17 protein-coding genes are annotated in these 16184 nt (G+C 42.7%); 1 reads left to right on the top strand and 16 read right to left on the bottom strand.

Features of this window, described 5'->3' with window-relative positions; genetic code table 11:
• Positions 1 to 3 precede the first annotated feature (3 nt).
• From BP27_RS15225 to mnmG, 15 genes are all read right to left on the bottom strand, one after another.
• The gene (locus BP27_RS15225; RefSeq protein ID WP_084324511.1) at positions 4 to 1059 is read right to left on the bottom strand and encodes an FAD:protein FMN transferase; all 1056 of its coding nucleotides are present in this window, start codon (positions 1057 to 1059) and stop codon (positions 4 to 6) included.
• A 35-nt stretch (positions 1060 to 1094) separates the two neighbouring features.
• The gene (gene mgtE, locus BP27_RS0104625) at positions 1095 to 2456 is read right to left on the bottom strand and encodes a magnesium transporter (protein ID WP_027850557.1); all 1362 of its coding nucleotides are present in this window, start codon (positions 2454 to 2456) and stop codon (positions 1095 to 1097) included.
• A gap of 114 nt (positions 2457 to 2570) precedes the next feature.
• Positions 2571 to 2975 carry a F0F1 ATP synthase subunit epsilon gene (locus BP27_RS0104620; RefSeq protein WP_027850556.1) on the bottom strand — a complete coding sequence of 135 codons (405 nt, stop codon included), beginning with the start codon at positions 2973 to 2975 and terminating at the stop codon, positions 2571 to 2573.
• Positions 2976 to 3006: 31 nt separating this feature from the next.
• Entirely contained in the window at positions 3007 to 4386 is a 1380-nt protein-coding gene (gene atpD / locus BP27_RS0104615) for a F0F1 ATP synthase subunit beta (protein WP_027850555.1), read from the bottom strand.
• Between the two features lie 72 nt (positions 4387 to 4458).
• The gene (atpG, locus tag BP27_RS0104610; protein WP_027850554.1) at positions 4459 to 5331 is read right to left on the bottom strand and encodes a F0F1 ATP synthase subunit gamma; all 873 of its coding nucleotides are present in this window, start codon (positions 5329 to 5331) and stop codon (positions 4459 to 4461) included.
• 67 nt (positions 5332 to 5398) lie between these two features.
• Positions 5399 to 6943: a F0F1 ATP synthase subunit alpha gene (gene atpA / locus BP27_RS0104605; protein WP_027850553.1), complete on the bottom strand. Its 1545-nt coding sequence runs from the start codon at positions 6941 to 6943 to the stop codon at positions 5399 to 5401.
• A 16-nt stretch (positions 6944 to 6959) separates the two neighbouring features.
• Positions 6960 to 7496, bottom strand: a complete 537-nt coding sequence (locus tag BP27_RS0104600) for a F0F1 ATP synthase subunit delta (protein WP_027850552.1) — start codon at positions 7494 to 7496, stop codon at positions 6960 to 6962.
• A gap of 11 nt (positions 7497 to 7507) precedes the next feature.
• Positions 7508 to 7978, bottom strand: a complete 471-nt coding sequence (locus BP27_RS0104595) for a F0F1 ATP synthase subunit B (protein WP_027850551.1) — start codon at positions 7976 to 7978, stop codon at positions 7508 to 7510.
• 80 nt (positions 7979 to 8058) lie between these two features.
• A complete protein-coding gene (gene atpE / locus BP27_RS0104590) occupies positions 8059 to 8286 on the bottom strand; it encodes a F0F1 ATP synthase subunit C (RefSeq protein ID WP_027848325.1) in 228 nt (75 codons plus the stop codon).
• Between the two features lie 99 nt (positions 8287 to 8385).
• Complete coding sequence (gene atpB, locus BP27_RS0104585) at positions 8386 to 9219, bottom strand: F0F1 ATP synthase subunit A (RefSeq protein WP_027850550.1); 834 nt, start codon at positions 9217 to 9219, stop codon at positions 8386 to 8388.
• 32 nt (positions 9220 to 9251) lie between these two features.
• Positions 9252 to 9617: an ATP synthase subunit I gene (locus BP27_RS15220; RefSeq protein WP_051610300.1), complete on the bottom strand. Its 366-nt coding sequence runs from the start codon at positions 9615 to 9617 to the stop codon at positions 9252 to 9254.
• Between the two features lie 147 nt (positions 9618 to 9764).
• Positions 9765 to 10655, bottom strand: coding sequence for a ParB/RepB/Spo0J family partition protein (locus tag BP27_RS0104575; RefSeq protein ID WP_036239391.1), 891 nt, complete (start codon positions 10653 to 10655; stop codon positions 9765 to 9767).
• A 22-nt stretch (positions 10656 to 10677) separates the two neighbouring features.
• Positions 10678 to 11445 (bottom strand): ParA family protein, encoded by a 768-nt coding sequence (locus BP27_RS0104570; protein WP_027850548.1) that lies wholly within the window; start codon positions 11443 to 11445, stop codon positions 10678 to 10680.
• A gap of 4 nt (positions 11446 to 11449) precedes the next feature.
• The gene (gene rsmG / locus BP27_RS0104565) at positions 11450 to 12094 is read right to left on the bottom strand and encodes a 16S rRNA (guanine(527)-N(7))-methyltransferase RsmG (protein WP_027850547.1); all 645 of its coding nucleotides are present in this window, start codon (positions 12092 to 12094) and stop codon (positions 11450 to 11452) included.
• A 1-nt stretch (position 12095) separates the two neighbouring features.
• A complete protein-coding gene (gene mnmG / locus BP27_RS0104560) occupies positions 12096 to 13976 on the bottom strand; it encodes a tRNA uridine-5-carboxymethylaminomethyl(34) synthesis enzyme MnmG (protein WP_027850546.1) in 1881 nt (626 codons plus the stop codon).
• A gap of 372 nt (positions 13977 to 14348) precedes the next feature.
• Between mnmG and BP27_RS0104555 the strand changes: the two genes are divergently transcribed.
• Complete coding sequence (locus tag BP27_RS0104555; RefSeq protein ID WP_027850545.1) at positions 14349 to 14780, top strand: DUF488 domain-containing protein; 432 nt, start codon at positions 14349 to 14351, stop codon at positions 14778 to 14780.
• Positions 14781 to 14787: 7 nt separating this feature from the next.
• On the opposite strand, the gene mnmE is transcribed toward BP27_RS0104555, so the two are convergent.
• Positions 14788 to 16149, bottom strand: a complete 1362-nt coding sequence (gene mnmE, locus BP27_RS0104550) for a tRNA uridine-5-carboxymethylaminomethyl(34) synthesis GTPase MnmE (RefSeq protein WP_027850544.1) — start codon at positions 16147 to 16149, stop codon at positions 14788 to 14790.
• Positions 16150 to 16184: the final 35 nt, after the last annotated feature.

The raw sequence follows: 16184 nt of genomic DNA, 5'->3' as shown, positions 1-16184 counted from the left end.
AGCTTAATGAAGTATTTTATTGGTTAGCTCTTCACCTAATGTCTGTTTTAAACTGTTAGATATTTGCGTAGACCAACCCTCTGCTTTTTTGCTAATCAATAAAACTTTGATATTTTCTTGATTAGCCAAGCTTAAACTAGCCTCTGCTCCTAGCACCATAAATGCAGTTGCCCAAGCATCAGCTACTGCATTACTAGGATGAATAACAGTTACTGACGTTAAGTTATGCTTAATAGGCCAACCAGTTTTAGGGCTGAGGGTATGCGACATGCGCTGACCATCAACTTCATAAAAATTACGGTAGTCACCTGAGGTAGCAATTGAATTATTGATTAAAGGGAGAATATGGTGCGCTGTTTGCTGGCTACCATCGGGCACTTCTACACCGACTCGCCAAGGTTGTTCCTCTGCTCTGTAACCAGCAACGATAATTTCACCACCTACGTTAACCAAAAAATTTTTAACTCCCTGCTGCTCTAACCACCTAGCTACTTTATCTACAGCATAACCCTTAGCAACACCCGACAAGTCTACATAGCTATTAGTTAAACGACGTGCTGCTAGGTTGGCTGAGTCTAGCTCTAAGTTTTTATAGCCTACCTCAGCTAAACGCTCTTCTAGTAAGCGAGTGGATGGAATGGTTTCTGGTCTTGCTTCTGGTCCAAAACTCCATAAGTTTACTAACCCACCCAAGGTTATATCGAAGGCTCCCTGACTAGCTACTGCAACTGATTGACTGATGTTTAACACTTCAAATAAAGGCTGCGAAATTTGCACCCATTCATTTAAGGGTTCACGATTAAAACGGTTAAGCTCAGAGTCAGGCTTATAAGTAGACATAGCTAAATCAACTTTATCTAACTCGCCTTGAATTCCTGCCTGTATTGCCTTTACTTGCTCACCTGTCCATTCATCTGGCAGGGTTGCTAACCAAAAGCCACCAAAGATCTGTCCCTGAAGGCGTACCGGTTGCTGTGTTGACTGCTCTGTACAGGCAGTCAGGGTGAATAGAAGGAGTAGCAAGCCTAGTTTCATCATTAGATTGAGTTTTTTAAACATTTTTTTCTCTTTTACTTTACTAAAATAACTATCACTTAATGTAATCCTAGCAACCAGGTTGCCAAAGCAAAATAAGTTACCACACCTCCAGCATCAGCCAGGGTGGTTACTAAGGGTGTAGACGCAGTGGCAGGATCCCATTTAAGCCTATGTAGCAGAAAAGGCAGGCTCATTCCTAGCAAACTACCAAACAACACTATGACAACCATACTTAAACCCACAACCAAGGCTATATCTGTTCCACCTCGAAACATACCTATGGGCGATACTGCGATAGCCATAGTTAAACCTAAAGCACCTGCTACTAATAGCTCACGCCCTAACAACCTAGTCCAGTCACCCAAGCCTACATCACCAACAGCTAAACCACGTACCATTAAAGTAGAGGCTTGAGCACCTGCATTACCACCACTACCTATCAGCAAAGGAAGGAAAAATACCAAAGCCACTTTCGCTGAGATAGTGTCTTCAAAAAATGCAATGCCTACACCAGAAACCAAGTTGGCAAAAATAAGTAATATCAGCCACATAACCCGACTACGATAAAGGTTAACTAAGCTAGTACGTAATAAACCTGTTTCTAAAGGGGCAACACTGGCACTTAAATGAATGTCTTCAGTATCTTCTTCTTCAACCACATCCATTGCATCATCATAGGTGATAATGCCAAGTAACCGTTGGCTTTCATCTACCACTGGTAGGGCAAGTAAGTCATAGCGGCTAACTAACCTTGCTGCTTCTTGCTGGTGTTCATCTGGCAAAATAGTGACTAGTTCTTCAGTCATTAGTTTGTCTAAACTGGCTTTAGGTGGAGCAAGAATAAGCTCACGCAGAGAAACAACCCCGACTAGCCTATGACGAGGGTCAACTATATAAGTATGGTAAATAGTTTCTGAACCAGTCGCGGTTCGACGTAAAATTTCTAAAGCACGCTGAACATTAATGCCCGTTGGCAGCAATGAAATTTCTGAGGTCATTAATGCGCCTGCAGTTCCTGAGGGGTAACTAGACAAGTGTTGAATAGTGGCTCGATTACGAGCGGGTAGGTCTTTTAATAAATCTGCTTGTTGATCTGGACTAAGGTAATTAAATAAATCTGCAGCACTGTCTGAGGGTAGCTCTTCTAGCAACTCCATTAATGAGTCTAAACTAACGACTCCAGCCACTGCTTCTTGTATACCATCGGGTAGGTAATCAAATATTTCGGTGCGGCGAATTAATGGAAGTAATTCTAAGCAAGCAGCAATTTCCTCTACTGTTAAAAGGGCAGTCAGTTGATCCGCTACATCAACAGGCTGAAAGTTAGCTTGTGCAAATCGCCAACTAACATCACTTGGCAAAGGCAATTCATTGACAAGATTAAGCTCTAGAGGCTTTGATTCATTTTGTTCAGTCATTAGCTGCCTTCTCCTGCCTATAATAGTTAACAGTCAAAAGCAGAAAAGGCGACCTAAGCCGCCTTTTCTGAATATGCAGTAAACTGCACCTTACGCTAACAAGAAGTAAATTACTTACTTATTACGTATACCTTTCAGTAGCTGAATAGTGCGGAGTTGAGCAACAGCTTGTTCATAGCTCAGGTCAACACTTTCATCATCGACAGCGCGTTTAGCCGCTTCTAAGGCTTCTTTAGCTGCAGCTTCATCTAGGTCACCAGCACGCTCAGCAGTATCTGCTAAAACGGTTACCGTAGAAGACTGCACTTCTAAAAAACCACTAGAAACATAAATTAGCTCTTCAGCACCACCCTGTTTGGTCAGCTTTATTGTTCCTGGTTTTAACTCAGATAGTAAAGGGGCGTGGCCAGGCAATATACCTAGCTCACCCATTACACCTGAGGCCACAAGAAACTCTATACGGCCATCAAACAGTTTTTTCTCAGCACTGACAACATTGCAATGCATTGTCATCGCCATGGGTTATCCCCCTTGGGTTATCCCGACAAACTTATTTCATATCCTTAGCTTTTTCGACTGCTTCTTCGATAGAGCCAACCATATAGAAAGCTTGTTCGGGCAGATGATCGTAATCACCGTCCAAAATACCCTGGAAGCCACGGATAGTATCTTTCAGAGAAACATATTTACCAGGTGAACCAGTAAATACTTCTGCTACGAAGAAAGGTTGTGACAGAAAACGCTGGATTTTACGAGCGCGTGATACTGACAATTTATCTTCTTCTGAAAGCTCATCCATACCCAGAATGGCGATGATGTCTTTTAGTTCTTTATAACGCTGAAGAACTGTTTGTACACCACGAGCAGCTGTGTAGTGTTCTACACCAACCACTAAAGGGTCTAGCTGACGTGAAGTAGAATCCAGTGGATCAACTGCTGGGTAAATACCTAGCGAAGCGATATCACGTGATAATACAACCGTAGCATCCAAGTGAGAGAAGGTGGTTGCTGGAGAAGGGTCAGTTAAGTCATCAGCAGGTACGTAAACGGCTTGTACCGATGTGATAGAACCTGTTTTAGTGGAGGTAATACGCTCCTGTAAAACACCCATTTCTTCAGCTAGTGTAGGCTGATAACCAACTGCAGAAGGCATACGACCTAGCAGTGCAGATACTTCGGTACCCGCTAGAGTATAACGGTAGATGTTATCAACAAAGAAGAGAACATCACGGCCTTCATCACGGAATTTCTCAGCCATGGTCAAACCAGTTAAGGCTACGCGTAAACGGTTGCCTGGTGGTTCGTTCATCTGACCATAAACTAGGGATACTTTGTCGAGTACGTTAGAGTCTTTCATTTCGTGATAGAAGTCGTTACCTTCACGAGTACGCTCACCAACGCCCGCAAATACAGAGAAACCTGAGTGCTCAATCGCGATATTACGAATCAGCTCCATCATGTTTACTGTTTTACCAACACCCGCACCACCAAACAGACCTACTTTACCACCCTTAGCAAAGGGGCAAACTAGATCGATTACTTTGATACCAGTTTCTAGCAGTTCAACAGAGCTAGACTGTTCATCATAAGAAGGTGCTTTACGGTGGATACCCCAACGCTCTTCTTCACCAATTGGACCTGCTTCATCGATTGGACGACCTAGAACATCCATGATTCGACCTAGGGTTTTAACGCCCACTGGCACTTGAATTGGTTCATTAGTGTTATTCGCCACCAGGCCACGCTTAAGACCTTCGGTGGAACCCATTGCAATACAACGCACGGTACCGTCACCGAGCTGTTGCTGAACTTCGAGTATCATTTCGCTGCCGTCGACTGTCAGGGCGTCGTACACTTTGGGTACGTCTGCCCGATCAAATTCTACGTCGATAACGGCACCGATGATCTGTACGATATGTCCGCTACTCATCTTGGTTCCTCTCAAACCTGCAAATAAAATCTGCTACCCTTTTAACTTCTATTTTAAATATAGAAGCACTCATCAGATCGCTGCAGCTCCGCCAACAATTTCGGCGATTTCTTGTGTGATTGCTGCCTGACGCGCTTTGTTATAGATAAGCTGTAACTCATCAATAAAGTCACCTGCATTATCTGTTGCACTTTTCATTGCAACCATACGCGCAGACTGCTCACAAGCAATGTTTTCGACTACAGCTTGGTAAACCTGGGACTCTATATACCTAACCAACAAGGTATCCAATAGGATTCTTGGGTCGGGCTCATAAAGGTAATCCCAACCGGCTACCTTACTCTTGTCACTTTCCTGTTTTGCTTCAGCTTCCAGGGGTAACAGCTGCTGGACCAATGGCTTTTGTGACATGGTGTTAATAAATTCATTATAAACCACGAAAAGCCTATCAATTCTGCCTTCTTCATAGGCATCCAGCATGACTTTAACACTACCCACTAGCTCACTAGCACTAGGAGTGTCGCCCAGCCCGCTCTTGGCAGCCACCAGACTTCCACCATAACGGCGGAAAAAACTGCCAGCCTTACTGCCGATAGCACAAATATCTACTTCTGCGCCCTTGTCTTTCCACTCAACTATTTCTTTAACAGCAGCTTTAAACAAGTTAATGTTCAAACCACCACAAAGACCTCGGTCGGATGAAACAACAATAAAGCCTACCCTTTTAACATCACGTTCTTGCATATATACATGACGATACTCAGGGGTAGCCTCAGCAAGATGACTGACCACGTTTCTGATCTGCGTGGCATAAGGGTGGCTGGCTGCCATGCGATCCTGAGCTTTACGCATCTTCGACGCAGCTACCATTTGCATAGCGCTGGTGATTTTCTGCGTATTCTTTATGCTCCCTATTTGGGAGCGGATCTCTTTACCGACTGCCATACGCTTTCGCCTTCTTAGCCAACAAGTGCTTGAGTTGGATGAATTAAATCAACCAACTCTAAGCAACTTACCAGGACTGGGTTGCCTTAAACTGCTCTACAGCAGATTTGAGGGCCGCTTCAATATCTTTAGAGTAATCACCGCTTTCGTTGATCTGATCGATCAAATCTGCATATTCACTCGCCATGTAGGCGTGTAAAGCTTTTTCAAAAGGCAGAATCTTACGAACTTCGATGTCATCTAAGAAATTATTTTCTGCAGCAAATAGAGAAATACCCATTTGTGCAATAGTCATAGGTGAGTACTGATCTTGCTTCATTAGCTCAGTAACACGCTGACCATGTTCTAACTGCTTACGAGTCGCTTCGTCTAAATCAGATGCAAACTGTGAGAAAGCTTCTAGCTCACGGAACTGAGCAAGAGCTAGACGAATACCACCGCCCAGTTTCTTAATGATTTTAGTTTGAGCTGCACCACCAACACGAGAAACCGAAACACCCGCATTCATCGCAGGACGAATACCAGAGTTAAACAGGTTGGTTTCTACGAAGATCTGACCATCGGTAATGGAGATAACGTTAGTTGGTACGAAAGCAGATACGTCACCACCTTGGGTTTCGATAATAGGTAGAGCGGTTAAAGAACCCGTTTTACCTTTTACTTCACCGTTAGTGAACTTCTCTACGTATTCTTCACTTACGCGTGATGCACGCTCAAGTAAGCGGGAGTGTAAGTAGAAAACGTCACCAGGATAAGCTTCACGGCCAGGTGGGCGCTTAAGCAGGAGTGAAATTTGACGATAAGCCCAAGCTTGCTTGGTTAAATCATCATAAACAATGAGTGAATCTTGGCCGCGGTCGCGGAAGTATTCACCCATGGTGCAACCAGAATAAGGCGCAATAAACTGTAGTGCTGCTGCTTCAGAAGCTGAGGCAACAACTACTATTGTATGCGCTAATGCACCGTGTTCTTCTAGTTTGCGTACTACGTTTGCTATGGTCGATTGTTTCTGACCTACCGCAACGTAAACACATTTAACGCCAGTGTTTTTTTGGTTGATGATGGCATCAACTGCAATTGCCGTTTTACCAATTTGGCGGTCACCGATAATCAACTCACGCTGACCACGACCGACTGGAACCATGGCATCAATAGCCTTGTAACCAGTTTGTAGAGGCTCATCTACACTTTTACGCCAAATAACACCTGGTGCAACTTTTTCAACTGCGTCTGTTTCTTTAGCTTCGATGGGGCCTTTACCATCGATAGGATTACCTAGAGCATCGACTACACGACCTAAGAGTTCATCACCCACAGGTACTTCTAAAATGCGTCCAGTACAACGAGCGGTTTGACCTTCAGCTAAGCCGAGGTAATCACCTAGTACTACCACACCTACGGAGTCGCGCTCCAAGTTCAGGGCCATACCAAAGGCGCCCTGTTCAAATTCGATCATCTCGCCATACATAACATCGCCAAGACCGTGAATTTTCACGATACCATCAGCAACGCTTACTATGGTGCCCTCGTTTTGGGCTTTCGAAGTGACATCCAAGTTACCGATGCGCTTCTTGATAATGTCACTGATCTCGGATGGATTCAGTTGCTGCATGCCTTGTCCCTCAAAATCAGGATTTCAATGACTCGGCTAGTTTCGCGATTTTTCCGCGAATCGAGCCATCTATCACCAGGTCACCGGTGCGAATAACTACACCGCCAATGAGTCGCTTATCTATTTCTACCTTGAGTGTTACCTCACGGTTTAAACGCTTGCGTAATGCATCTACTAGCAGTTGCTGTTGCTCAGTTTCTAGCTCAAAAGCTGAAGTGACTAAAGCTTCAACAGACTTTTCCTGCTCGGCCTTAAAGGCCTCATACATTCCAGCTATGACTGGAATTAATGGTAAACGGCTTTTTTCACTTAACAGCTTGATAAAGTTACGACTCTGATCATCGATTTTTGCTTGGCAAATTTCGAGCAGGAGTTCTGCTTTTGCATCACTGTTTAGCGAGGGGTTGAGTAAAAATGCGGTTACTTCTTTATTAGAAGCCGCTTCAGCAACTAGACCCAACATAGTGGACCACTCTGCCAGCTTACCTTCACTCAACGCATACTCAAAAGCGGCCTTCGCATAGGGCCTAGCGAGCGTGTTGTAATCTGCCATAGACACCTCGCTTAGAGCTGCTCGGCAAGCTTGCCGACCAACTTGCTGTGTGCTTTAGGATCAACCGAACTTTCTAGGATTTGCTCTGTGCCTTGAATAATTAAATCAGACATTTGAGCGCGTAAATCATCCTTAGCACGGTTAATTTCTTGACTAACTTCAGCCTTAGCTGCTTCAACTAGTCTTACACCTTCAGCACGAGCTTGTTCTTTGGCTTCTTCAATTAACAGACTGGCACGCTTGTTCGTCTGTTCCAGAATCTGGGCTGACTGATCTTTTGCTTCACGCAAAAGCTGAGTCGCCTTTTCTTGTGCTAGCTCTAAATCACGCTGTGCACGACTTGCTGAGTCTAAGCCTTCAGCAATCTTTTTCTGGCGTTCGCGCATGGCTGTTGTAATAAACGGCCATATGAACTTCATGCAAAACCAAACAAAGAGCGCGAAGGATATAGATTGACCCAAAAGAGTCATATTCATATTCATTGCGATACACCTTTTGTCATTTTTTAAGGTTTCGAAAAGTGTTTTAGGGTGTTAGTAAACTAACGCCCTAGCACTCTGTCTTAACCAGCAACAACAAAAATCAGGTACATCGCCATACCAACACCGATCATTGGAATAGCATCAAGTAGACCAGCCATCAGGAAGGTTTTTACTTGTAGCTGACCGCCAAGCTCAGGCTGACGTGCTGTAGACTCTAGCAGCTTGCCACCTAAAAGTGCGAAGCCAATGCCAGTGCCCAGTGCACCCATACCAATCATAATAGCGGCTGCAATGTATACGAGTTCCATGAGTTACTCCTAAGGTTACTAAAGGTTGATTAAAGGTCGGTTAAGGTTTTACTGCTAAAACTCACCAACCTGCCCTAGGGCAAGTTGGCTGGTTACTGGTTAATGCTCTTCGTGTGCTGCGCTGAGGTAAACTACAGTCAACACCATAAATATAAAGGCCTGCAGAGGTATTACAAGCACGTGGAAAACTGCCCACAACCATTGCAAACTAATACCAAGCGCGCCTAAGAATAGGCCTGCACCGTACATCAGAGCAATCAAAATGAAAACAACTTCACCTGCGTACATATTACCAAATAGACGCAAGGCTAAGCTGACTGGTTTAGTGAATAGACCAATTAGCTCTAAAATTAAGTTTACGGGAATCAATAACCAGTGGTTGAAAGGGGTAAAAGATAGTTCTTTTGCAAAGCCGCTTAGACCTTTCACCTTAATACTGTAAAGAACAATTAAGATAAACACGCCGATTGACATGCCAAAGGTAGCATTAGGGTCGGTGGTGGGTACTATTTTGAAATATTCTGCGCCCATAGCTTGAGCCAAACTTGGAATCCAGTCTACTGGCAGCCATTTAAGACTGTTCATTAAGAAAATCCACACAAAAATTGTTAAAGCTAAAGGAGCAATTAAAGCATTCTTACCATGAAAGGTTTCTTTAACGAGTCCGTCAATAAACTCAACACAGACTTCAACAAAGTTCTGTAAGCCACCTGGCACACCTGATGTAGCTCTTTTAGCTGCCATGCGGAAAAGGAATAAGAACACTAGCCCCATACCTATGGACCAAGCCATAGTATCTAGATGGATAGCCATAAAGCCCATTTCTGCGGCTTCTTGTGCTGTTTCTGCCATTTTCCAACCTAACTCTGGGTGTTGCCCATAAGTCATGTTTTGCAGGTGGTGCTTAATATACTCTACAGGTGTACCAGCCATGATCTACCTCAAACTGTAATTTACAATTGATTTTACTTTATTAGCCAGAAGTTCAGCCAATGAAGTAATACAACTGCTGCATAAGTGCTTAAAAGTGAAATTGGGTTTGAGGGTTGCACTAACAAAAACACTGCTACAAAAAGTACCACCGTCAAACCAAACTTAACAGCTTCGGCTGCAAACATCATTTTTATCAGATTGTGTTGCTGCCGAGCACCCTGATAAATAAAAACCATATAACCAAACACTAGCTGCGGAAAAAAACCTATAAAACCTCCGAGCAATGCATCTAACAAGCTTCCTGGCCAAATTACTGCAGCTAGTAGACAGACTAAACTGGCAATCACAAATTGTTTAAAAAATAATTTAAACAAGGGGGGCCGCGGAAGTTTTGCCATAATTTTGTATAAGCCTGTTAACCGCTTTCCATCTTTAATCTGCTACAAATTATCTAAAAGCCACGGGATTATAGAGACTTAGCTGCTTAGCTTCAAGAAGACTCGGTCGCTTTGTTAAATAGATGCGACCAATGTCTAGGTTTATCACTAACGTAGATGTCGCAGTATCCCATCTAACTCAGCTAAACTTGAATAGCCAATTTCTAATTTTCCCTTACCCTTATTAGTGTGCTGAATTTTCACGCTAGCACCTAGACTAGCCTCTAGCTGTGCTTCCAACCTTGCTATATCTGGGTCTTTCTCTGGTTTAGCTTTTTGTTCAGTTGGGTTTTCTTGCTCTTTTCTAACCAAGGCCTCTGCCTGCCTAACCGACATTCCTTTCGCAACTAACTGTCTAGCTACAATTAATTGTTTAGCTTCTGGTAATCCCAGTAATGCGCGTGCGTGACCCATTTCTAAATCACCATGCTCAAGCATACGTTGTACATCTTTATGCAATTGCAGTAGGCGTAATAGGTTAGTGACAGAGCTACGTGATTTACCTACCGCTTCTGCTACCTGCTGTTGGGTTAGCTCAAATTCTTTTTGTAAACGTTGCAATGCAAGGGCTTCTTCTAGCGGATTCAAGTCTTCACGCTGAAGATTCTCTATTAATGCTAGTGCAATAACATCTCTATCTTCTGCATCTCTTACTAAAGCTGGAATAAACTCTAACTCAGCTAACTGAGCAGCTCGCCAGCGACGTTCACCTGCAATAATTTCATACTGACCACCCGCTATAGGACGTACAACAACCGGCTGCATCACCCCTTGCTGTCGTATAGACGCTGCTAATTCTTCCAAAGCTTCAGGGTGCATATCACGACGTGGCTGATACTTTCCTGGCCTAAGCCTTTCTACAGCTAACTTCTTAAGCTCGCCTTCTTTTAAGCCTTGCTCTGTTGAAGGGCTAGCACTTACTTGGGTAGGCTCTTGGGTGGCATCACTGAGCAGGGCATCTAACCCTCGACCAAGACCTCTTTTTTTCGCAGGTATCATAAGCTCTTGCTAACAATTAAAATTATAGGGAGTTACGTCTAAGTATTTCACCCGCTAAGGCTAAGTAAGCTAAGCTTCCCTTAGATTTAGCATCGTAGCTTAACACTGGCATACCATAACTGGGTGCCTCTGCTAAGCGCACATTACGCGGGATAACGGTACCTAAGACTTGGTCTTTAAAATATTCTGTTAATTGGTTTGAAACATCTTGCGTTAAGCTATTACGCGGATCGTACATAGTACGCAGTATTCCCATAACCTCAAGACCAGGATTAACAGTACTAGCTACTCGCTTTAGAGTGTCTAGCAAAGAGGCTAAACCTTCCAAGGCATAATATTCACATTGTACGGGCACTAAAACACCGCGTGCTGCAGTTAAGGCATTAATGGTTAGTAGGTTTAGGGAAGGTGGGCAGTCAATTAAAATAAAATCATAGTCTTTTTTTATTGTAGATAAAGCATCTGCTAGGCGTCTTTCTCTATGCGGTTCATTAATTAAATTAACCTCTGCTCCGGCTAAATCAACATTTGCTGGTAACAGATCATACCCAGCAGGATCAGTTTTTAACCGTACATCTTCAGCCGAAGCCTCACCCATTAATAAATCATAAACCGAGAGCGTTAAGTCTTTTTTGTTTATACCACTACCTAAGGTTGCATGCCCCTGTGGATCCATATCAACTAAAAGCACCCTGCGTTTAGTCGCCACCAAGGATGCGGCAAGGTTTACGCAGGTAGTAGTTTTTCCTACACCGCCTTTTTGGTTAGTTACTGCAAATATTTTTGTCACAGCTTTATCCTTTCATCTGCTTAACTAAAACCAGCAAATGTCGCTGTCCTTCTTCCCTAGGTACTTGGAGCAGATGTTCTTGCTCACAAATATATCCTTCTGGTAGTTCGGCTAGCTCATCTTCTGGGTATAAGCCTTTCATTGCCAACCAACGCGCATCTTTAGCTGCTAAAGGTTTAGTTAAATTTACAAAGTCTTTAAGACTAGCAAACGCTCGACTAACCAACTGTTTACTTCTTGTACTAAGTTGCAAAGCTTCTGCACGAACCTGCTGCACATCAAAGTTTGTTAGGTTCAATGTTGCTTTAACTTGAAATTGAAAGCGTGTTTTTTTGCCATTTGAATCTAAAGATAATACCTGTAAATCTGGTTTCATTATAGCCAAAGGAATACCTGGCAAGCCGGCACCTGAACCAACATCGGTTAATTCACCAGCTTGCACATAGGGTAAAATTGAAAGGCTATCTAGCAGGTGCCTATAAATCATTTCTATAGGATCACGAACTGCAGTTAAGTTATAAGCTTTATTCCATTTAATCAGCAGTTGTAAATAACTTAGCAGCTGGCTTAGCTGCAATTCACTGGCATCAATTTGCATTTCTTTAAGGCCAGACCGCAATAACTGCTCAAGTTTTGCATCAGTATTCATACTAGTTAACCAACAAAGAACGTTTTTTCAAATGCACCAAAAGCATAGATACTGCTGCAGGAGTTACACCTGGAATACGACCCGCTTGAGCCAAGGTTGCTGGTTTTACATTGGCTAGCTTATTTTTAATTTCATTGGATAAACCGCTGACTTGAGTGTAATCCAAATCTAGTGGTAGCTTAGTATCTTCTTGTCGCCTTACTCTAAGTATGTCTTCTGCCTGCCTATCAATATAGCCTGCATACTTAACCTGTATTTGTACCTGTTCTTGAACCTGTGGGTCTTGCGGTAAATCTCCAGGTGCTAGATGAGCAAGGTCCCAGTAGTCTAGCTCAGGTCTTTTTAGTAAATCTAATAAAGGATACTCTTTATTTAAAGGCTGGCTTAGCTTGCTAGCTAAGCTAGTAGAAGCTGGCGTGTTTGGATGAATATAAGTTCCCTTGAGGCGTGCCTTTTCAAGTTCTATCGCATCCCGCTTAGTTTGGAAGGCTGCCCAACGTAAATCATCAACTAAACCTAGCTCTCGACCCTTTTCAGTTAAACGCAAATCTGCATTATCTTCACGCAGCAATAAGCGATATTCTGCTCGAGAAGTAAACATTCGATAAGGTTCAGAGGTACCTAGTGTAATTAAATCGTCTACCAACACCCCAAGGTAGGCTTCATCTCGCCTTGGACTCCAACTTTCCTTTTCTTGAACTCGACGTGCAGCGTTCATGCCTGCCAATAAACCTTGAGCTGCAGCTTCTTCATAACCTGTAGTTCCATTAATTTGTCCAGCAAAAAACAGGTTGTGGATAACTTTAGTTTCCAAACTGGGCTGCAAATCTTGTGGGTTAAAAAAGTCATATTCAATGGCATAGCCAGGGCGCGTTATATGTGCACTTTCTAGCCCACGAATGGTGCGCACTAATTCTATTTGCACATCAAAAGGTAGCGAGGTGGATATTCCATTCGGATATAGCTCAGGCGTTGTTAGCCCTTCTGGCTCCATAAATATTTGATGGCTAGATTTATCCGTAAAGCGATGTATTTTGTCTTCAATAGAAGGGCAGTAGCGTGGGCCTACTCCCTCGATCACACCCGCATACATGGGTGACCTATCTAGGTTATTACGAATAATTTCATGAGTACGTTCATTGGTGTGGGTAATGTAACAACTAATTTGTTGTGGATGATCTTCTGGCTTACCTATAAATGACATAACTGGTAGTCTTTCATCGCTTGGCTGGGCTTCCATAACTGAAAAATCAACACTACGTGCGTCAATTCTAGGTGGCGTTCCTGTTTTTAGGCGACCAACACGTAAAGGTAATTCGCGCATACGCTTAGCTAGAGATGTTGAAGGTGGATCACCCGCACGACCACCTGAATAATTTTCTAAGCCTAGATGAATTACACCACCTAAAAATGTACCAGTGGTTAATACGACACTGGTTGCATAAATTTTAATGCCAGTTTGAGTAACCGCACCACAAACCTTGTCTCCCTCAACAATTAAATCGTCTGCAGCCTGTTGAAAAATTTGTAAATTAGGCTGGTTTTCTAAAATTTCACGAATCGCTGCTTTGTAAAGTACACGGTCTGCTTGCGCTCTAGTTGCTCTAACCGCTGGTCCTTTGCGTGAATTTAATACACGAAACTGAATACCGGCTAAATCAATTGCTTTAGCCATAGCGCCACCCAGCGCATCAATTTCACGAACGAGATGACTTTTTCCAATACCACCAATCGCAGGATTACAGGACATTTGCCCTAGGGTTTCCACGTTATGGGTTAACAGTAAGGTTTTACAGCCCATACGTGCAGCAGCTAGTGCAGCTTCCGTTCCTGCGTGGCCACCGCCAATAACAAGCACATCAAAGCGGGTTGGATAATCCACAAGTCACCTCAAAATTTTCTTTTAACTAAGCAGGCGATTATAGCCTGAATACAAGCGGACTACAGCACAAATCTGTTTTATCCACTTTAGACAATAACTATAAATATTATTAAAGTAGTTCTATTACTACTGTTATTATTAGTGTGGACAGTTTCTGTGGATAACTCACTTAAAGCCAGCTAGTATCGGCATTATAGAACTGGATAACTTGGTGTTAATGCTTGGGAGAAGATGTACTAAAGCTATAAACAGCCTGTTGATAACTGCAAGGTTTATCCACAAGCATAGATTATCCACTAAGTTAAACCCAAGTTATAGACTGCTAAACTCTTTAGTTAACCACAGCCAAAACTGATTTTTTGGAGAAATATAATGGTTTATGACCTAATCATGAAACGTATTTATCAAGAAATAGATCCAGATGATGGCTTTCGCTTACTAGCAGATAGGTTATGGCCAAGAGGTTTTAAGCGGGATGCATTGCATTTAGATTTATGGCTGCCAAAAATATGCCCAAGCAACCAACTTAGGAAAAGCTGGCATTCAGGAGAGCTTAAATTTGCGGAGTTTGAGCAAGCCTATACTCAAGAATTGGATCAACTAGAAGATGACTTGTTGCCGCTAATGATTGCTGCCCGCAAAGGTAGATTAACCTTGTTAACAAGTGTAAAAGATATTGAAGTATCCCACCTTCCTGTTTTAAAAAACAAGCTGTTGCAATGCTTAAAAAGAGAGGATTGGTTAAGTGAAGGTAATGAACCTAGTTCATCACCTTGTTATATGCACGAATTTAATGACTGGTAAGTTCGACTTATTTTCCGATACAAAACTCACCAAAAATTTTACCTAGTAAATCATCGGCTGAAAACTGACCAGTGATTTCTGATAAGCTTTCCTGTGCGCTGCGTAAGTCTTCTGCTAAGAGCTCACCAGCACCGTTTATTTCTAATTCTAACTTACCCTTATGAATGACGTGACTCGCTCTTTGTAAGGCATCTAGGTGCCTTCGTCGAGCAGAAAACCCACCTTCCGTAGTATTTTGAAATCCCATTATTTCTTTTAAGTGCTTTCTTAAGTTATCCACACCAACTAGTTGCTTAGCAGCAATACGAATAACCGGAGGGCTTGTGGATAAATCAGCCGTTGCTACTTCAGAAGTTAAGTCTATTTTATTTCTAACCAAGGTTAAGCGTTCAGGATGAGGTAGGCGTTTAACAAACTCAGGCCAAATATCTAGTGGGTTCAGGCTTTTAGTCTCTTGTGCATCTACCATTAATAAAATACGGTCTGCTTGCTCTATTTCTTTCCAAGCTCGTTCTACACCAAGCTGCTCTACTAGATCATCGGTTTCTCTTAAACCTGCTGTATCAATTAAATGCAGGGGCATTCCATCAATATGAATTTGTTCTTTCAAAACGTCTCGTGTGGTACCTGCAATTTCGGTCACTAAAGCTTTATCGTAACCTGCTAGAGCATTCATTAAACTCGATTTACCAGCATTAGGTTTGCCTGCTAACACAACATTCATGCCTTCGCGCATTAAAAAGCCTTGTTGCGCCTCATTTTTCACAGCCTCTAGCTGCTCAATAATCGAATATAAATCTTCTTTAACCTTACCATCACTTATAAAATCGATTTCTTCTTCAGGAAAGTCTATGGCTGCTTCAACATACATACGCAGATGAATTAACTTATCTACAAGGCCATGTACTTTTTGCGAAAAAACACCCTGTAATGATTTCAGTGCATTTTCGGCTGCTTGGCGTGAACTAGCATCAATCATATCGGCGATAGCTTCAGCCTGAGCTAAATCTAACTTGTCGTTTAAAAAAGCTCTTTGTGAAAACTCACCAGGCTGAGCAAGTCTTACGCCAAGCTGTAACAGGTTTTCTAATAATCTATCTAATAAAACTGGGCCGCCATGACCCTGAAACTCTAAAACATCTTCACCTGTAAAAGAGTTAGGTCCTGGAAAATATATAGCTAACCCCTCATCTATAACTTCACCTTGAGCATCATAGAAGGGTAAATAGTGAGCATGTCGAGGACTGAGTGATCTACCCAATAGTTGTTTCGCAATAGCTAGGCATAAGCTACCTGATACTCTTACTATTCCTACACCTCCTCTACCAGGTGGTGTGGCAACTGCGGCTATGGTGTCTTGCTGGCTCATGGCTTTTACTCTTAGATAGCAAAACCCCCTCACTA

Origin of the sequence: Marinospirillum insulare DSM 21763, assembly GCF_000686905.1 — a bacterium.
Lineage (GTDB): Bacteria > Pseudomonadota > Gammaproteobacteria > Pseudomonadales > Halomonadaceae > Marinospirillum > Marinospirillum insulare.
Note: the sequence above shows the minus strand (reverse complement) of the source record. Positions and strands in the feature narration are given on the sequence as shown.